This is a genomic window from Burkholderia cepacia complex sp. TUM26381 (genome assembly GCF_057439935.1).
The window spans coordinates 1,599,022-1,617,596 of record NZ_CM172006.1; the positions used below are offsets into that span (position 1 = coordinate 1,599,022).

Here is an 18,575-nt window from a genome sequence, read left to right on the forward strand (position 1 = left end):
CCCGACGGACGATCCGACGGGGCCCGGGCGTCGATCTAACCTGTTTCGAACGTAGACATCCATGCAATTCCCTGAATCCTGGTTGAGAACCTTTGTCGACCCGCAGCTGACGACCGACGAACTGTCGCACGCGCTGACGATGGCGGGGCTCGAAGTCGAATCGCTGAGCAAGGCTGCGCCGCCGACGTCGAAGATCGTCGTTGGCCGCGTGCTCGAAGTCGTCAAGCATCCGGATGCGGACAAGCTCAATGTCTGCCAGGTCGACGCCGGTACCGGCGCGACGCTGAACATCGTCTGCGGTGCGCCGAACGTGGCGCCCGGCATCAAGGTGCCGGTCGCGCTGGTCGGTGCGGAACTGCCGCCGGCGGAAGAGGGCGGCAAGCCGTTCGCGATCAAGCTGTCGAAGCTGCGCGGCGTGGAGAGCCAGGGGATGCTGTGCTCGGCGCGCGAGCTGAAGCTGTCCGAGGATCACAGCGGCCTGCTGATCCTGCCGGAAGCCACGCCGGTCGGCCAGGACATCCGCGAGACGCTCAATCTCGACGACACGGTCTTCGAAATCAAGCTGACGCCGAACAAGGCCGACTGCCTGTCCGTGTTCGGTATCGCGCGCGAGACGGCCGCGATCACCGGCGCGCCGCTGACGCCGGTCGACATCCGTCCGGTGCGCGTCGAGCTCGACGAAACGTTGCCGGTGCGCATCGCCGCGCCGGATCTGTGCGGCCGTTTCTCGGGTCGCGTGATCCGCGGCGTGAACGCGCACGCGAAGACGCCGCAGTGGATGGTCGAGCGCCTCGAGCGTTCGGGCCAGCGCAGCGTGTCCGCGCTCGTCGACATCTCGAACTACGTGATGTTCGAGCTCGGCCGCCCGTCGCACGTGTTCGATCTCGACAAGATCCACGGCGGCATCGAGGTGCGCTGGGGCAAGCGCGGCGAATCGCTGAAGCTGCTCAACGGCAACACGGTCGAACTCGACGAAACGGTCGGCGTGATTTCGGATGACCGCCAGGTCGAGAGCCTGGCCGGCATCATGGGCGGCGACAGCACGGCCGTCACGCTCGACACGACCAACATCTATCTCGAAGCTGCGTTCTGGTGGCCGGACAGCATCCGCGGCCGCGCGCGCAAGTACAACTTCTCGACCGATGCGGCGCATCGCTTCGAGCGCGGCGTCGACTACGCGACGACCGTCGAGCACGTCGAGCGCATCACGCAACTGATTCTCGAGATCTGCGGCGGCAAGGCAGGCCCGGTCGACGATCAGTCGGTGAACCTGCCGCAGCGTGCGCCGGTGAAGATGCGCGTGTCGCGCGCGAACCGCATCATCGGCGTGAAGATCGGCGCCGACGAGATCGCCAGCATCTTCACGCGCCTCGGCCTGCCGTTCGAGCGTGAAGACGACGCGTTCCTCGTCACGCCGCCGTCGCACCGCTTCGACATCGAGATCGAGGAAGACCTGATCGAGGAAGTGGCGCGCATCTACGGTTTCGAAAAGATCCCGGCGCGTCCGCCGGTCGCGACGAGCGAAATGCGCGCGACCAACGAGACGCGGCGCTCGATCCACGACATCCGTCACGCGCTTGCTGCGCGCGACTACGCGGAAACCGTCAACTTCAGCTTCGTCGATGCGGAGTGGGAGCGCGATTTCGCGGGCAACGACAACCCGATCCGGCTGCTGAACCCGATCGCGAGCCAGCTTTCGGTGATGCGCACGACGCTGTTCGGCAGCCTGATCGCCGTGCTGCGCCACAACCTCAATCGCCGCGCCGATCGCGTGCGCGTGTTCGAATCGGGCCGCGTGTTCCTCACGGATTCATCGGTGAAGGCCGGCGAACTGGCGGTCGAAGGTCATGCGCAGCCGAAGCGTGTCGGCGCGCTGGCGTACGGTCCGGCAGTCGACGAGCAGTGGGGTGTCGCCACCCGCGCGGTCGATTTCTTCGACGTGAAGGGCGATCTCGAGGCGCTGCTTGCGCCGGCGGCCGCACGCTTCGTGAAGGCTGAGCATCCGGCCCTTCATCCGGGCCGCAGCGCACGCATCGAGGTCGATGGCCGTGCGGTCGGCTGGATCGGCGAACTGCATCCGCGCCTGATGCAGAAGTACGAGCTGCCGCACGCACCGGTGATGTTCGAAATCGACGCGGACGCGCTGATCGCGCGTGCGCTGCCGGCACCGAGCGACGTGTCGAAATTCCCGCCGGTGCGTCGCGATATCGCCGTTGTCGTCGATCAGGCGGTCGAGGTTCAGGCACTTTTCGACGAAATGAAGAAGGCGCTTGCCGAAGAGGCCTGCCGATTCGTTCAGAAGGTTGTACTCTTCGACGAATTTCGTGCAAAATCAAATACTTCCGGTGGTCTTGCCGCGAACGAGAAGAGCCTTGCCTTCCGCGTGACGCTGCAGGATGCGGCTGGCACGCTACAGGACGAGGTCGTCGATCAGGCGATCCAGACGCTGGTCGAGCGGATGGCTCGTGCTGGTGCGCGCCTGCGCGGCTAAGGAGAGGATCCGCCCGTTCGCGGGCGGCTTTTCCCCATCGTAAGTTTTGATTCAACGCGCTGTATGGCAGATATGAACGACATGACCTCGAGTGAATTCGAAGCCCTCCTGACGGCGCAACGCAGCGCCATGAACCGCGACGCTTCGGCGCCGGCGTCCACCGAGACGCCCACGCTGACGAAGGCGGAGCTGGCGGAGCTGCTGTTCGACAGCGTCGGGCTGAACAAGCGTGAAGCGAAGGACATGGTCGAGGCGTTTTTCGAGGTGATCCGCGACGCGCTCGAGAATGGCGAAAGCGTCAAGCTGTCGGGCTTCGGCAACTTCCAGTTGCGCGACAAGCCGCAGCGTCCGGGCCGCAATCCGAAGACGGGCGAGGCGATTCCGATCGCGGCCCGCCGGGTGGTAACCTTCCACGCGAGCCAGAAACTGAAGGCACTGGTCGAAAACGGCACGGAGTAAGCTCCTCGCGCTGATGCCCCCGCGCGGCCGCCGCGCACCCTTTACCGACGGTTAACCGACGATGACCACTACGGTTGAGAAAGTCGTCTTGCCTCCGATTCCCGCGAAGCGCTACTTCACGATCGGTGAAGTCAGCGAACTGTGCGGGGTCAAGCCGCATGTGCTGCGTTACTGGGAACAGGAATTCACTCAGCTGCGGCCGGTGAAGCGGCGCGGCAATCGCCGGTATTACCAGCATCACGAGGTCCTGCTGATCCGGCGGATTCGCGAGTTGTTGTACGAGCAGGGGTTCACGATCAACGGTGCGCGCAACCGGCTCGATTCGCCGGGTGGCCAGCGGGCCGCGGCGGAGCGGGTCGAGCCCGACGGGCAGGCTGCCGTCGATACGCGTGTGCCGGGCAAGCCGGGCACAACCGTCGACGTCATTGCGTTGCGGCAGGCGTTGCTCGACGTGCTCGACGGACTGAAGCACGACTGAGCGCGCAGCTCGAACGAGATGCATGAAAAAAGCCCGGTTGGCAGTGCGCCACCGGGCTTTTTTCATGCGGGCCGCACACGATGATCAGCGCGACGCGAGCGGATTCTTCTGTCCCATGTCGACGACCAGCGTGCCGTCCGGCAGCATCCGCACCGAGCCTTGCGCGACCTGGCTGCGGTAGCCGTACAGGTCGAAACGCATCGGGCCGGCCTCGGCCGAATTCCGGATCAGTGCGCGCACGTTCAGTTCGAGCACGTTGAACATCTTCATGTCGCCGCCTTCCATCCACATGTAGCTCGGTGCATCGATCTGCGGCGGCTTCGTTGCGGGCGCGCCCGCCGCGCGCCGGAACGTGAGGCGCAGTCCGTCGCGTTCGACCGTCGCCTGCCCGAGCTTGCCGTTCAGCATCGGCGGCGGGAACACGGTGTACTGGTCGAGCACGAGCGTGTCGCCGCGCAGTTCCGCGCCGCGCCGCTGCAGCGGCGTCAGCGACGCGAGCTCGATGCCGAGCGAGCGCAAGAGCTTCGCCTGCGGAATGCCGAGCACCGCCACCTGCGACGGCTTGAACGCGAGGTGGCGGTCGTCGAGCACCGTCAGCGAGCCCTTCATGTCGGTCGGCAGCCAGACCCCCGGCACGTGATTCCACAGCTTGATGCCGCCCTGGACGCGCAGGTTAGGGCCATCCGCGCTCAGTTGCAGATCGTTCAGTGAGCGCGGCGAGTAGTCGAGCAGGTAGTTGTTGAACAGCGCCGACATCGCCTTCCACGACTCAACGACCGTGCCGCCGAGTATGCGGATGTCGTACTGGTTCGGATCGTCGAGATCGACGGGCTCGCCGGGCCGCTTCGACACGAGTTCGACGTCGAGATCCTCGACATGAAAGCCGATATCGCCGGACAGGTTGAAGTCGACGTTGCGCAGATGGATCGTCGGGTTGCGGTTCGACACGTGCCGTTCGTTGAACGGGGTGGTCGACGTGCGCCGCATCGCGACCTTCTGCATGCCGGGTCGCACGGCGTCCGCCGCGAGCGCGTAGGCTTCCCAGTGCTGGCGCACGTCGCGCAGCGCCGTCTGCTGCGCGGCGAGGAAGCTGTCGTTCAGGCGCGCCCCCGCATTGCCGAGCAGTGCGCCGCTGGCCGGGCCCGTGTACGAAGGCATCCGGATCGCCATCGCGCCGCTTTCGTCGAAATTGAAGTAGCCGGCCGACACCTGGTCGCGATAGTGATACAGGTCGAACACGAACGTCTGGTCGCGCTTCGACGGATCGACCGGACCGATCAGGATGTCCGCGTTCATCGGCATCGAGCGCATGAACTTCACGTCGCCGCCGCGGATGTACATCGCCTGCTGCGGCGCGTTCGCGGGCATCGCGAAGCCGGCATGCGTACCGTCGTCGAGCTTCAGGTCGAGGCCGGCTGGCGTTACGCGCAGCGCTGTGATCGTGAGCTTCAGGCGCGGCGGCGGCATCAGCTTGTCGACCGCCATCACGAGATCGTCGCCGGCGAGCTGCGCGATCGGCGTCTGGACCTTCAGCAGGTCGGCCATTTTCACGTTGGCCGCGCGCATCACCGGCTGCGCGTTGATGCCCGACACGCGCACGCCGGTCGGGTGGAACACGAGCTGGCTGCCGTCGCGGATCGCGAGCGTGCCGGTCAGCGAGAACGGCACCCAGCCGTCGCGCTGCATCTCGCCTTGCAGGTGGATCACGCCGTCGCCGGCCGAGACGGCCAGCTTGCGCAGCGGCGCGTTGCGGTAGCCGAAGATGTAGGTGTTGAAGAGGGCGGTCAGCTTCGCGTTGTCGAGCGTGACCGTGCCTTCGTGCACGTCGATCTGGAAGCTCGTCGGATCGTCGAATACGATGGGCGCGCCGGCCTGCGTCGGCACGAGCGTGGCCGACAGCTGATGGATGAAGAAGCCGAGGTTGTTGACGATGCGGAAATCGACGTCGCGCAGGAACGTCATCGCACCGTTCTGGCCGGAGTCGCGCAGCGTGAACGGGCGCGGTTGCGTGAGGCTGATCGATGCGAGCGACGGCACGGTGCGCGCGACCTGCTGCTCGCGTGCGAGGCGTTCGGCCTTGGTGCGTTCGATCTTCGTCGATGCGGCCGGCGGGTTGCCGTCGCGCTGCGCGGCCGATTCCGCACAGCCTGCGCAGAGCAGCGCGAGCGCCAGTGCGCCGCAGCCGAACACGCGGGATGGCGAGTGCGACACCGGACCGGGCGTGCGCCGCAGGCCGGAAAACCAGTTGAAAATTGCCAAAGGCGAGCGATGGCCGCGCCGGACCGCATTCCGCATCGTCTGTCTCCATGTCTTGTCGTGATCGACGGCGGCGCGCGCCACTGCACGGCGCGAGCGTCGATGCCGTGCAGTGTGTCATAGCGCGCTAGAGCGGCGTTACCAAACAATGGACGCCTGGGCGGGGCATGCCGGCGGGCTGCGGGACAATGGATTCGGGAGGGACGGACGGCCGGTTCAAACGGTCGTTTGGTTTTCGGCGGAACCCGGACGCCCGGCTGGCCGCAGGCCGGAACGCGCGGAGCCGGCCGCGGCCGGCTCCGGTTGCCGTCGCGCTTCGGCGCACGTCCGCTCGTGCCGCGTGCGCTTCGGCGCGGGCGTCCTCGTTCGTCGGGCCGATCAGATCAGCATGCGCCGCCGGATTGCGTCCTGCGTACCCTGGTCGAGCTGAAGGCCGTTGGCGATATACGACGTCATCGAACCGTACGAGGCGCTCACCTGGTCGAACGCCGCCTGCAGGTAGGCGGTCTGCACGCCTTGCAGCGCCGCCATCATGTCTGCCGCATTCTGGCCGCCGTTTTTCCGTGCCTGGGCGACGGAGGCGGCGATCTCGGCAGCGCTATAGGTATTGGTGAGCAGGTAGTCGGCGAAAATCGTCTGCGCCGGTACACCGAGGATCGTATGCAGAACGGCGGTTGCCCAACCGGTGCGGTCCTTCCCGGCCGTGCAGTGGAACACGAGGTTTCCGCTGCCGGCCGCAAAGTCGGTGAACAGCGCGCGATAGCTTGCATGCGCGGTTTCCAGCGTCACGAACGTCGGGTACATCGCCTGCATGAATGCCACGGCGGTCGCGCCGGTGGTCGGGATGGGGCCGATTTCCGCGGTACCCAGCACATTGAGGTTCTGCCATGTGGCGCCGGCCAGCGTCGCATCCGGCTGCGAGTGGATCTCGGACGTCGTGCGCAGGTCGCGGACCTGCGTGATGCCGAGCGTATCGACCGTGGCGAGGTCGGTGGCCGACAGCGCCAGTGCGGACGATCGGTAGATCACGCCTTTCTTCATCGTGGCGCCGCTGGTCGTCACGTAGCCGGTTCCGTCCGGTCCCGCCGTGTCGCGAAAATTCGGCGCCGACCCGAGTCGCGGTGTCGTGACCGGCGCGACCGCGATCGAGTCGCCGCCGCAGGCCGACAACAGCGATGTGCTCCCCAGCGCGATGCCGATCGTGCCGGCGCCCAGCCGCAAAAAATGTCGACGGGATATTTCGCTTTTCTGTTTCATTCGATGCCCTTTGTCGAAGACCGTTACAAGAAGTCGCGACCTCGTCGATGATCGAAGCCGCTCGCTGTATCGCGTGCGACGCGGTAAAGCCGGAGCGGCCCGGGTCGATCGGCACGCAGCCGGACGGTTCGCCGTGCGCGTCGATGTCGCGCCGGGTAACCGCACGGTAGCGATGTGCGGCGAAGCGGCCATCGTCCTTTTCGATTAGGGAGGAATGCGGGTTGCCGTCATGGGCCGCGCATCGTTGACGGTGACGATCGGCGGCGGCGGCGAGTAAGATCGGCATCAGTGGCTGGATCGAACACAGCACGGTAGCCATCACGGGGAAGCGCCATGGATCTGAAGGAAGTCGACGTATTGGGTGCGGGGGTGGGCGATCACTGGTACTACGCGTCGAAGGCGAGCGCGATCCGCCGGTTCCTCGGCGCGTCGGGCGCGAACCGGATACTCGACGTCGGTGCCGGCTCCGGCTTTTTTTCGAAGCATCTGCTCGAACGCACGCAGGCGACGGAAGCGTGGTGTGTCGATACGAGCTACCCCGACGACAGTGACGGCGAGACGGCCGGCAAGCCCATTCACTTCCGGCGGTCCGTCGATCGATTCGATGCCGATCTCGTTTTGCTGATGGACGTGCTCGAGCATGTCGACGACGATGTCGGGCTGCTGTCGCAGTATGTGATGGGGGCGCCTTCCGGCAGCCGGTTCCTGATCACGGTTCCCGCGTTCCAGTTCCTCTGGAGCGGCCACGACGATTTCCTCGAGCACAAGCGCAGGTATACGCTCGGCGGCCTCGAGGACGTGGTCCGGCGTGCGGGGCTCGACGTCGAGCACGGCGCTTATTATTTCGGTCTGACGTTCCCGCTTGCGGCCGCATTGCGGCTGGGCGAGCGGGCGCGCTCGCATCCGCGCGAGCCGGCGTCGCAATTGCGACGCCACCATCCGTTCGTCAATGGCCTGCTCAAGGCGGTCTGCCGCGTCGAATTGCCGATGTTCCGCTTTAATCGCGTCGCCGGCCTGACGGTCATGTGTGTCGCGCGCAAGCGGTGAGTGCGATGCGGATGCCGGTGGTCGGCATTCGCGCGTCCGCCTGCCGTCACGCCAAAAAATTTCACAAGAACATCCACAAAATGCATGCGACCCGATTCTAAATCTGAAAAGTGTCTGTTATACTTTTCTTCTTTCGGGGCGTAGCGCAGCCTGGTAGCGTACCTGCATGGGGTGCAGGTGGTCGGAGGTTCAAATCCTCTCGCCCCGACCAGGAATCAAGGCCTGGAAGGCTTGTCAGTAAAGGGTTTCCTTGTCTGACGTAGCTTTCCAGGCCTTTCCTTTTTCCTGGTGTGTCAATCCCGTCGTACAACGATGCGGAGATGACTGACTTGGCAACCCTTCCCACCGGCGTCTATTTGCGACCCGGCTCGTCCGTGTTCCACCTCCGGATCGGCGTGTCCAAAGACCTGCAACAACACTTCCGCAATCCAAAGACGGGCAAACCGAAGACCGATGCCTTCCGGGCAAGCCTCAGGACAAGCAATCGAGCCGAGGCCGGCACGAGAGCGCACGAGATCATTGCCGATTGCCGATTGCCGGCGGCGGTTTGATGTTCTCAGGGCTATAAGAGCACACCCGCCCCATTCGTGACGCTTAAGCGTGGGGCCGATGCCTACATTCCGCTCGATGGTGAACCTCACCACGCGACGATAGTTTGCCGAGCGCCGATGCGCGCCAATATTTTGTGGCCTTTGGGGCGGCAACAAAGTCACTGGTTGATTGTTGCTAACCCGACTAACCGTTCTCGGGAAGCGGTCACATCGTGAGAAATACATCTCTCAAAAGAGCTTGCCGATTTGGATGAAGCGAAGTCCTGCGGAGGCGAAGTGGCGCAGTTCGCCATCGTTGACATCGGTTCGCGTGTGACCGCCCGAGGTGTCGTGGTGAAACATCGCGGCATACTCATTGAACGCGAGTAGTTCTGGCACGAGCGGCTGCAACATATGTAAAGGATTCCGACGAGGTCCGTCACTGGGGACCAATGCGGTTTGCGTTGGCCTCGGAATGCTGATGGTTGGCGTTCGCCGTGCCAGCGGGACTATCGCCTTTGACCCCGCGCCCGCGGCACCTTCCGCCATTCCGTTGCGGGATGGGCGTGTCTTCCCGTCTAATAGTCCGACAGATGTTCTAAGGGGCTGACGGAACTGATGGGAGTGACATGGGGGCGCACATCGGTGATGGCAGTGCTGATGCTATTGAAAACCTTTCATGGGTTTGCATTGGTTGACGGAAACGAGGCGCGAGTAAGGGAAAGCACTAGCTATTCGGCTTTGGAATACCCGGCGAGAGAACCTGGGCTATCTTGGCGACAAGTAAGCTAAAAGTAATAAAAAGGATCGGGATGAGTGTGCAAGACATCATGAGGGCGATTCAAGGCGGGCCGATCCAGCAAGATCGCTTGCTGAAACTCGACACCCCGCTCGGGGACAATGTGTTACTGCCTACGCGCACTGTAGGCCGGTCCAGAATTGGACGACATTACGATTTCACGCTCGATGTGGCGTCGACGCGCAGCGATCTCAAGCTGACGAGGCTGATAGGCCAGCCCATAACTCTATGGCTCCAGCAGGCCGACCACTCCTACCTTCCACGGCACGGTTACGTTTATGCAGTGCGGCGGCTGGGGTCGGAAGGCGGGCTAACCAGCCTCCAAATCAGCTTCGCCTCGTGGATGCATTTTCTGAAATTTCGTCGCGATCAACGTATCTGGCAGGACAAACCGGTGGATGAAATCCTCCGGGACGTATTCAACACACATTCGCAAGCGAGAGGCCGATTCCGTTTTGCACTTTCGAAGCCGCTTCCGCCGAAATCATATTGCACTCAGTATGAGGACGATTGGAATTTCGTTCATCGGTTGATGGAGGAGGAGGGGCTGTTCAGCATTTGGACGCAGGCCAGTGACGGAAAATCTCATACCCTGACAATCACGGATCGTTTGGATTCGTGTGAGCCGCTTGTCGTGCGTTCAGTGCAGTTCTCGCGCGATGGTGTGAATAGCGAGGTCGATGGATTGATCCACTGGTCCGGCCTGCGCACCCTCCATAGCGCTGCGCTGACCACTCGCACGTTCGACTACAAGAGTCCCGCACCGCTCGCGAATCCGAAGGGTACAAACATCCCGACGATGTCCCATGAACTACCGGAACAGTTGGAGATGTACGAGTACACCGGTCCGTATACGTATCTTGAGCAGGAGCGTGGGGATCACCTCTCTAAAATTCGCATGGAAGAGTGGGAGTCTCGTGCCAAGCGGTTTTGCGGCACTGGCGGACTGCGCAGCGCTGATGCGGGACGGTCATTTACACTTGTTGGGCATCCACAACACGATCCTGACTCCTCGGAGCGTAACGAGTTTGCCACTATCGAAGTGCTTTGGATGGTCGAGAATAATCTTCCGGTTTCAATCCATCATGCAAATCTCCCTGGGAGTTTGCAACGCCAATTGGCAGAGGCGTTGGCGAATCAAGACGGAGCACGTCCGTCCCGCGTGTCCCATCACGATGGCTCCGAAGGGTTCTTTCTGATTGAGTTGGAGGCGCAACGTAAATCCGTGCCTTTCCGCAGCCCGTTTGAGCACCAGAAGCCCGTTATGCAGATGCAAACCGCGACCGTGGTTGGTCCGCGAGAGCAGAGTATTTATACCGATGAGTTAGGCCGATCCAAGATCCAATTCCATTGGGATCGAGTCGGCCAACGCGATACGCGGAGTTCGTGCTGGGTGCGCGTGAGTCATCCGTGGGCGGGACAGGGATTCGGAATGATCCACGTCCCGCGTATCGGCGATGAAGTCGTCGTGTCATTCTTGGATGGGTGCCCCGATCGCCCCCTTATCACGGGCCGCGTGCCGAACGGCGTCAATTTTGTCCAGTGGAAGCTCCCGGATAACCAAGCCTTGTCTGGTCTACGTTCGCGAGATTTGGCCAGTACGATGGCGAACCATATCGTTGCCGACGACACGCCGGGCAAACTTCAAGTGCAAGTCGCGAGCGATCATGAGCGGTCTCGCCTAGTGGTCGGGTACAACACGCGCATTGAAGGCAATGAAGGGCGTGGGGAAGCACGCGGAATCGGTTGGGAACTGGCCACCGACTCGTGGGGCGTGCTGCGGGCGAACCAAGGAATGTTGGTGACAACAGAGGCTCGCTCGGGTGCGGCGGCCGCAGTGAAGGACATGGGCGAGACGGTGCAGCGTTTGGTACAAGCGAGGGACTTGCACGATACGCTTGCCAACGCGGCAGTCCAAGCGCAAGCGCAGGATGCGCAGGATCAGCCCGAGGTTGCCAAGGCACTTCGGAAGCAGAGCGACGAAGTCAGAGGGGCGGGTAGTGGACAAGGGAGCGACGCGTTTCCGGAACTGTCGAGGCCCCATCTGGTTTTCGCATCACCGGCAGGAATTGAGGCGACGACAGCAGGCAGTACCCATCTTGCAAGCGGTGAACATATGGCGTTCACGAGTGGCGCACATGTCAGTGTCAGCAGCGGCAGCAATCTGCTGGCCACTGCCCGCAACGCGATTCGTTTCTTTGCGTACAAACTTGGCATTCGAATGGTGTCATACGCTGGAGACATTGATCTCAAGGCGCTGCAGAAAAACCTCAATCTGCTTGCGAAGCTCGAAATTACGCAGACCGCGAACCGCATCACGATCAAAGCAACTGACGAAGTGATGTTGCACGGCGGCGACAGCTATATCAGCCTGAAAAGCGGCAAGATTACGGTGGGTGGTGGCGTTTATGAGGTTAACGCTCAAGTAAGCAACATGCCGCCCAAGCCGATGGGGGTTGCGTCGAACGGTACACCCGCCGTTGAGGCGAACGACCAAACTTTCAGAATGCTCACTCCCTCAGGGCGATCTCTGCCGGGTGTTGCCTATCGAATGACGTCCGACTCCGGAGAGCATGTTTTCCAGACCAATAATCTCGGCCGGTCGGCAACCTTGAATACAGCTCAGAAAGAAAATGTTAAATTTGGCATTCACTGGGACGAATTCTTCACGGACGCAGATAAGTAAAGGTTGAAAAATGGCCAATCTTGCAGAAGATACTACCAACCCAAAAAGCAATACGTGCATTGACGCGAATTGTGATTGCAAAATCATCTGGTCGCTCGCCCATCAATATGCGATGGCCCAACTGGATACGCGCACTCCCGTCCTGAAGGATGGAACGCCCGATTATCGATTCAGTTCACATTCCATTTCAGAAACCAAGATTGAACCCGGCGATGCATCGTTTGTCGGAAAAAACTATGGGGCAAGAGCCCGTCGGGTGGCATCAAGCTACGCACGCATGTTTCTTGAGGATTTTCATCTCGGAGAAAAGGACAAGCTTGGTCGGTTTTATTGGACTGGTCTAGGTGCGTTTGCGGCCAAACAGGTTTCAGCTAATTTGGAAAGTTGGCAGGTAGACAAGATGCCCGGCATGGGTATCGTCCATGAAGGATTGGGAAAAGGTAATCTGTGGATTTATAACGATCTTCTCGTCTGGTGCTACGGATATGCGGCGGACCCAGTGGCGTTCCAGGATTGCGCCAAGCAACGTGATAGTCGGCAATACCATCCCACCGTGCAGAAGAACCTGATGCGACAGCAGTGGGCGGCCGACGTGGTTCCAAAGTGTCCGGTGATCAATGAAGCCAGCGCCTCAATGGACGATGCGGGATCCGGTAAATTCCTTGGCTCCAATTCGGAGAATCCCGGATATTTCAAATGGACTCCGCGAGTATCCATCGGCTTCAATTTGGTCAAGCAATGGGAAGAAACGACCGACAGTACCTTTAAAAACAACTTTGCCTTCAATCATCTTTGGGTAATGGCACAACATGAGCAGGGCGAAGTATTGCAAGGACTGATATATAATGACACGAAATTCATCGGCAAGCTTAAATTTCAGCGAACTATGGATCAAGCGACCAGCTCGGAAAAGTGGTTGGCTGCGCCGGCGCGTGCGTTCCACGCGTTAATCCCACCTTTGCAATTGAGCTTCACGGCCCAAGATGAAACGTCCGACATGAAGTATCGCTCCAACGCCCCGAAGGATCTAATCCTTGAAGATTACAAGCAACGAATGGCGTGGATTAAAGACACCGGGAAATTATTTCATTTTCTCATGCAAAAGCAGCGCAATTACATGCTAAGTGAACTAAAGGCAATTGCCGCAATGGGCGGCTTGACATGATTGGCCTACTGATCGCGAACCATTATTCGAGCCATTCATGCGAAAGCCGATGAAAATATTTGTATACGCTTTAGCGGTCCTTTCCGCATGTTTCGCAATTATTGCATTGATGAACATTCAAGAGAAAAAGGACAAACCAATGACGCCTCAAGTTGTCACGATAAAGTTCGGGGCCGACGGGAAATCCAATGCCCAGAATCAGGGTTTTTCTGTTATGAATCATCCATCTGGTGTGTATGCATACCAAATGCACTGGGATGGCACAGAGAAACTCGGATCGGTAAAATATATTCAAGGCCCTTATTCCTTCGATATCGATAACGCCATGATTGTAACTGGCTTGGGCGACAAAGATAGCCCCGAGGATGGCGTTGATAATTGGGATGTAAATTTTAATATCTCATCATCAAAAACAATTTCAGATGAAGAGGGGCGCGAAAAAATCATGTCCCTGCTTGGCAAACTGCGAGCCGCCGGATGGAAAAGGTATATATATGCCGCATCCCCTCGCCTCATTGGTAGAGAGGCCATGAAGTATGCCACCTCAGAATCCGGAACTCTCTACTCATTGGATTCCACCTATATACCGACGATGGAAGAATGGAAGGGCTTGATTACCGTTGAGCCACGATGGATTTTCTATGCTGATGGAGTGTTTCTTACTTTATCGTTATCCCATCAACCATCCGGATCCCCTGGAATGGGATACTATTTGACCGACATTCAAGTCAGTACTGCATCTGATCACTACACCCCATACTTTACAGATAGTGTTGAACGCAGAAGAAACTGGAAGAAACTCATATCTAACGAGTTGAAACCGGCAGGGAACGAGCGATCAAAGAAAGAAGCTGAACTGAAAGCTTCCGGCTACACGATCGACACGACGTATCAGGCTCCGCCGTTCGAGGCTCCGGACTTTTCGGCCGGGGCGGGTGCCGCTCATTGATCCGGAGGGGCAATTGATGCAACGAGCAAATTTGCACGGACGGGCGCAGATTGTGGTTGGTGATGCGACAAGCCACGGCGGCAAGGTGATTTCGGGTAGTCCATCTTCGACATGGGGCACAGCGAAGATTCCCATTGCCCGCAAGGGGGATCAAGTGACTTGCCCGCTTTGTGCGCCGCATCTGTTTGAAATTGCCGAAGGGGAGGACGGGTGTGAGGATTTTGGGCAGCCGATGGCGTTGGAGGGGCATAAAACAACTTGTGGTGCGGTCCTGATTGCGCAGCCTGCGCCGAACGATTGACTGCCTTCAATTTGGTTCGCACTCGTAGTGGCCCTGTTTCTTGCTCGACATTGTCTACGCTTGGGGAGGAGCCAAGCGCCCCGCCCTTGAGATGACGAACGCTCCTTAACGCTCCTTGTAAGAGACTTGCCAGACTGCCAGCACGGGCTTCTGCGCTCGCCCATGCTACGCTGCATCGAACTGTGTCAATCGGCACGGCGGTTTTGACTGACGCACTGCCCGGAGAGCCTTATTCCACTGTAGGTTCGAAGAGGTTCAAATCCTCTCGCCCCGACCAGACAAAGAACCCGCGTCAGCTCAGGCTGGCGCGGGTTTTTTCTTGCCCGTCGCTTTTTTGCACATCGCGGCGCGGCCCCGGTAAAATGCAAGGTTGATCCACGGAAAGCGCCGTGATTTAGCGGAAGAGGATTCCCCGAACATGACTGATCTTCGTCTTACCATGCGGTTCGCTGCAGTGCTCGCCACCGGCGTACTCGTTGCCGGTTGCGGTACGTCGTCGCCCACGAAAGTGGACTACAAGAGCGATTCGAAATCGAAGGAAGCGTCGCTCGCAGTGCCGCCCAACATGCTCGACGAGACGGCCGATCAGCGTTCGCTGCCGCCCCAGGGCGGCGCGACTTCCCTGTCCGCGCTTCAGCAGGTCCAGCAGGCAGCGCCTGCGCTGGACACCGTCGCACCGGCTGTAGCCGGCATGCATATCCAGCGTGACGGCACCGAAAGCTGGCTCGTGATCGATGGCAAGCAGCCGGCCTCGATCTGGCCGCAGGTTCGCCGTTTCTGGCAGGAGCAGGGCTTCCTGCTCGTCGTCGACCAGCGCGACAAGGGCGTGATGGAAACCGACTGGAACGAAACCCATCCGCAGATCAACGACGGCCTGATCCGTAGCGTGATCTCGAAGGCGATGGGCAATTCGTACGTGACGGCCGAGCGCAACAAGTACCGCACGCGTCTCGATACGGCGCCGAACGGCGGCACCTACGTGTTCATCAGCCAGAAGGGGATGCGCGAGGCGATCACCGGCGCGAACAACGATTCGAGCAAGTGGGAGCCGAAGCCGAACGATCCGGCGCTCGAGACCGAATACCTGAAGCGGCTGATGGCCGTGCTCGCACAGAACGAGCAGCGCGCGAAGAACGGCGAGCCGCCGGTCGCGAACATCAAGGACAACACGGTACCGAAGGACAAGAAGGCCGACGCCGACGCATCGTCGAAGGCTGCCGCAGCGATTGCGGCGCAGAACGTCACGCGTACGTCGGCGCAAGGCAACGATGCCGCTGACGCGGCCGTGCCGTCCGAAGTCACGGTCGGCGAGCCGTACGACCGGTCGTGGCTGCACGTCGGCCTCGCGCTCGATCGCGCGAACTTCACGGTCGACGATCGCGATCGCACGAAGGGCCTGTATTTCGTGCGCTACGTCGATCCGAAGGATCTGACCTCGGCCGAGCAGGGTTTCTGGAGTCAGCTGTTCCATGGCAAGAAGGAAAAGCAGGCGAAGCAGTACCGTGTCAACGTGAAGGCGCTGACGGCCGACCAGACGCGCGTTGCAATCGTCGACGATGCGGGCGGGATCGACTCGTCGTCGGCGGCACGCCAGATCATGGGGCTGCTAGTGAATCAGCTTCGCTGATCCCGGCACTTCTCCGCATCATTGAAAAAGCCCGCCTTTCGGCGGGCTTTTTTCATGGCCGTTCGCCGGCGCATGTGCGTGTCCGGGTCGTTCGGTTCCTGCTCGTGACGTTACGTAACATCCGCGCGTTACGACGGCAGAACACCTGTCACATTGTCGCCGACGTTAAAAAATGTCCTTTTAAATCAACGAAATGATCGGCATGAGTTGGCTGGCACGCAACCTGCTTTATATGTTGGAATTGTTGAAACAGGGAGGATGACGTCAGATACCGGGCGTGCGCAGCGAGCGCCGGATCAACGGTATCGGCGTCTTCACATGCCGGCGCGACATGCGTCGGCGCAACCGATGACGATCCGCGCCAGCGTGCGGATCTCGATGGCCCCGTCGCCTATCCTCGTAGGGCGACGGTTTCGCCCGCGCTTCTCTGAAGCGCGGGCTATTTTTTTGGCGGGCCGCCGTCGTGCCGTGTCTTATCTGCGCGGCCGATGCGCGATGCGTGATTCGCGTATTCTCGAACTTTTTCGGATGAAGGAGGCGGGAATGGCGGAAATTGCAGTCGTGGCGCTGATCGTGGCGAAGCCGGGCGCCGAGGAAAAGCTGCGCATTGCGCTCGAAGGGATCGTCGAGCCGACCCGCAACGAAGCCGGCGCATTGCAGTACGACCTGCATCGGGATCTGAGGGAGCCCGCGCGATTCGTATTCGTCGAGCGTTGGGAGAGCGAGGAGGCGCTGGCCGTCCATGCGCGTTCTGCGCGCATCCTCGCTTATCGCGAAGCGGCCGCGGACTGGATCGAACGTTCCGAAATCCGCGTGCTGTCGAAGCTCGTCTGAGCCGGATGGGGGCGACCGGACGTGTCCGGTCGCAGCGGCGCGTCAGTGCGACGCGCTGGGGACGTCGAGGATCAGGATGATCGTCCAGTCGGCGTCGCCGTCATGGTGATACTGGCGCTCGGCCACGATGAACGGTTGCTGCTTGCCTTGCGGGCCGAGGAACAGCACGTCGCCCTCCATCGGCAGGCACTCGATCGGCGGCAGCGCGAGGAACGCGTCGGTCGAGCCGCGGGGCATCAGTTGCTTGATCTGGCGAGTGGCGGCTTCGGTCCACTCGATATCGAGTTGAATGTTGCTCATGCTGTCCTCCGCACCGGGGTGCGCACGGGTGGAAAATTTCGGTGCGCGACTTTAGCACAGCGCGCGGGCGCCGCAACCAAAAAAGCCGAACCCGGTTGCCCGGATTCGGCTTTTCGCATGTGCGGTGCCGCCGAACTTACTGGCTGGCAGCGTCTGCAGCCTTGGCAGTCTTCTTGCCGGCCTTCTTCGCCCCTGCCTTGTGATGAGCAGCCTTCTTGCCGTGGTGATGCTCTTCCTGCATCGCCGGCTGAGCGGCTTCGGCCGCTTGCTGCTGTTGCAGCGCTTGTGCGCGCTGCTCGATCTCGGCGATCTTGGCCGGATCGGTGATGGTCTGGATCTGCGTGCTCTCTTGCGCATACGCTGCGCCAGTCAGCGCCGACATCGCTACCAGGATAGCCAGGGACGTCTTCTTCATTGCTTTACCTCCGCTAAGTGGTGATGAACCCGAGTGTTGCCGTTGAGTCTGGCGACTGCAATCGAGTGCGTGTCGAGTGTAACAAAAGTGACGGATCAATGTGCACCGGATCGCGGCGCGATGCAAGGCCCCGTTGAAGTCGCGCAACACTTCTTGCACTTCGTCACGCGCGTGCCATCCGGGGCGGGGCGCTTGTTTCCGCGCCCGTTTTCGCGCTGTCTTCAAAACCATCCAAGCCATCGATAGACGTGGAATTGTGCGATGCCGACCAGCTCGTGCAGTGCCTGTTCGGCGTTGGCCACATTGCGCCAGCGCGGCAGCCAGCCCGTTTGCGCGCGTCGGAGATTCGCATAAACAGGCTGCGGATCGATGCCGAAACGGTGGAAATCGAGCAGGGCGCGGCGCATCTGGTACGACGACGTGACGAGAATGCGTGCGTCGTCATACTGTGAGCGTAGTATAGACGCAGTGAATTTCGCATTTTCGTAGGTTGTGCGGCTGTTGGGTTCGAGCACGAGGTCGGCGGAGGCAACGCCTTCCGCCATGAGTTGGCGCCCGTATACGGCCGCCTCGGTTTCGCCGTGATGCTGCGGGTCGCCGCCCGACATCACCACGGTGCAGCGCTCGGCCCGCTGCAGACACGTGCGATAGAGCGCGGCAACCGTGTGGATGCGCGCGACGCCGTCGGGTGGCGGTTGCAGCCCCGTGTCGGTGCGGCGTGTGCCGGCGCCGATGAGGATCAGCGTGGTCCGCCCGTGCATGTCCGGGTGCTCGACCGGCGTGACGCCGGCCTCGGTCCAGGCGATCAGCGGCGCTGCGAGCCAGCCTGTCGCAAGCAGCCAGAACAGCGCAACGGCGACGATCGAAATGGTTCGACGCTGCTTGCGGCAGAGCATGAAACAGATGAAGAGAAGTACAAATGAATCGAACAGAATCAATTTGATTGGGGTAAGGTGTCTTTTTATGGACGGCTGACGATCC

Annotated in this window: 17 protein-coding genes and 1 tRNA gene; 12 read left to right on the plus strand and 6 right to left on the minus strand. The window is 60.8% G+C overall.

Annotated elements, in window-relative coordinates:
• Positions 1–61: 61 nt before the first annotated feature.
• The 3 genes from pheT (at position 62) to ACWMMN_RS07550 (ending at position 3,428) form a co-directional block, all read left to right on the plus strand.
• Complete coding sequence (pheT, locus tag ACWMMN_RS07540; RefSeq protein ID WP_486423169.1) at positions 62–2,491, plus strand: phenylalanine--tRNA ligase subunit beta; 2,430 nt, start codon at positions 62–64, stop codon at positions 2,489–2,491.
• 72 nt (positions 2,492–2,563) lie between these two features.
• On the plus strand, positions 2,564–2,950 hold the full coding sequence (locus ACWMMN_RS07545) for an integration host factor subunit alpha (protein WP_046545481.1): 387 nt from the start codon (positions 2,564–2,566) through the stop codon (positions 2,948–2,950).
• A 61-nt stretch (positions 2,951–3,011) separates the two neighbouring features.
• A complete protein-coding gene (locus ACWMMN_RS07550; protein ID WP_059234711.1) occupies positions 3,012–3,428 on the plus strand; it encodes a MerR family transcriptional regulator in 417 nt (138 codons plus the stop codon).
• Positions 3,429–3,512: 84 nt separating this feature from the next.
• Here the strand turns inward: ACWMMN_RS07550 and ACWMMN_RS07555 are convergent, their stop codons facing one another.
• Positions 3,513–5,723 carry a hypothetical protein gene (locus ACWMMN_RS07555; protein ID WP_486423170.1) on the minus strand — a complete coding sequence of 737 codons (2,211 nt, stop codon included), beginning with the start codon at positions 5,721–5,723 and terminating at the stop codon, positions 3,513–3,515.
• A 339-nt stretch (positions 5,724–6,062) separates the two neighbouring features.
• The gene (locus tag ACWMMN_RS07560) at positions 6,063–7,133 is read right to left on the minus strand and encodes a tyrosine-protein phosphatase (RefSeq protein ID WP_486423171.1); all 1,071 of its coding nucleotides are present in this window, start codon (positions 7,131–7,133) and stop codon (positions 6,063–6,065) included.
• Between the two features lie 141 nt (positions 7,134–7,274).
• Here ACWMMN_RS07560 and ACWMMN_RS07565 point away from each other — a divergent pair, with 141 nt between their 5' ends.
• The 3 genes from ACWMMN_RS07565 to ACWMMN_RS07575 all read left to right on the plus strand — a co-directional run bounded on the left by ACWMMN_RS07565 (position 7,275) and on the right by ACWMMN_RS07575 (position 8,539).
• Entirely contained in the window at positions 7,275–7,988 is a 714-nt protein-coding gene (locus tag ACWMMN_RS07565; RefSeq protein WP_174991406.1) for a class I SAM-dependent methyltransferase, read from the plus strand.
• A 134-nt stretch (positions 7,989–8,122) separates the two neighbouring features.
• Positions 8,123–8,199 (plus strand) — tRNA-Pro (locus ACWMMN_RS07570).
• A gap of 118 nt (positions 8,200–8,317) precedes the next feature.
• Positions 8,318–8,539, plus strand: coding sequence for a DUF6538 domain-containing protein (locus tag ACWMMN_RS07575; RefSeq protein ID WP_174991407.1), 222 nt, complete (start codon positions 8,318–8,320; stop codon positions 8,537–8,539).
• Positions 8,540–8,767: 228 nt separating this feature from the next.
• On the opposite strand, the gene ACWMMN_RS07580 is transcribed toward ACWMMN_RS07575, so the two are convergent.
• On the minus strand, positions 8,768–8,932 hold the full coding sequence (locus ACWMMN_RS07580) for a hypothetical protein (protein ID WP_174991408.1): 165 nt from the start codon (positions 8,930–8,932) through the stop codon (positions 8,768–8,770).
• Positions 8,933–9,330: 398 nt separating this feature from the next.
• Between ACWMMN_RS07580 and ACWMMN_RS07585 the strand changes: the two genes are divergently transcribed.
• From ACWMMN_RS07585 to ACWMMN_RS07610, 6 genes are all read left to right on the plus strand, one after another.
• Positions 9,331–12,003, plus strand: coding sequence for a type VI secretion system Vgr family protein (locus ACWMMN_RS07585; RefSeq protein WP_486423172.1), 2,673 nt, complete (start codon positions 9,331–9,333; stop codon positions 12,001–12,003).
• A 10-nt stretch (positions 12,004–12,013) separates the two neighbouring features.
• The gene (locus ACWMMN_RS07590) at positions 12,014–13,168 is read left to right on the plus strand and encodes a DUF2515 family protein (protein WP_486423173.1); all 1,155 of its coding nucleotides are present in this window, start codon (positions 12,014–12,016) and stop codon (positions 13,166–13,168) included.
• Between the two features lie 37 nt (positions 13,169–13,205).
• A complete protein-coding gene (locus ACWMMN_RS07595) occupies positions 13,206–14,117 on the plus strand; it encodes a hypothetical protein (RefSeq protein WP_486423174.1) in 912 nt (303 codons plus the stop codon).
• A gap of 16 nt (positions 14,118–14,133) precedes the next feature.
• On the plus strand, positions 14,134–14,418 hold the full coding sequence (locus tag ACWMMN_RS07600; RefSeq protein WP_174991412.1) for a PAAR domain-containing protein: 285 nt from the start codon (positions 14,134–14,136) through the stop codon (positions 14,416–14,418).
• A 418-nt stretch (positions 14,419–14,836) separates the two neighbouring features.
• Positions 14,837–16,045: an NlpB/DapX family lipoprotein gene (gene bamC, locus ACWMMN_RS07605; RefSeq protein ID WP_486423175.1), complete on the plus strand. Its 1,209-nt coding sequence runs from the start codon at positions 14,837–14,839 to the stop codon at positions 16,043–16,045.
• A 543-nt stretch (positions 16,046–16,588) separates the two neighbouring features.
• The gene (locus ACWMMN_RS07610; protein WP_486423219.1) at positions 16,589–16,879 is read left to right on the plus strand and encodes a putative quinol monooxygenase; all 291 of its coding nucleotides are present in this window, start codon (positions 16,589–16,591) and stop codon (positions 16,877–16,879) included.
• 42 nt (positions 16,880–16,921) lie between these two features.
• Here the strand turns inward: ACWMMN_RS07610 and ACWMMN_RS07615 are convergent, their stop codons facing one another.
• The 3 genes from ACWMMN_RS07615 to ACWMMN_RS07625 all read right to left on the minus strand — a co-directional run bounded on the left by ACWMMN_RS07615 (position 16,922) and on the right by ACWMMN_RS07625 (position 18,532).
• Positions 16,922–17,179 (minus strand): hypothetical protein, encoded by a 258-nt coding sequence (locus ACWMMN_RS07615; RefSeq protein WP_059234702.1) that lies wholly within the window; start codon positions 17,177–17,179, stop codon positions 16,922–16,924.
• A gap of 136 nt (positions 17,180–17,315) precedes the next feature.
• Complete coding sequence (locus tag ACWMMN_RS07620; RefSeq protein WP_059234700.1) at positions 17,316–17,594, minus strand: hypothetical protein; 279 nt, start codon at positions 17,592–17,594, stop codon at positions 17,316–17,318.
• A gap of 221 nt (positions 17,595–17,815) precedes the next feature.
• On the minus strand, positions 17,816–18,532 hold the full coding sequence (locus ACWMMN_RS07625; RefSeq protein ID WP_059234698.1) for a YdcF family protein: 717 nt from the start codon (positions 18,530–18,532) through the stop codon (positions 17,816–17,818).
• Between the last annotated feature and the right edge of the window lie 43 nt (positions 18,533–18,575).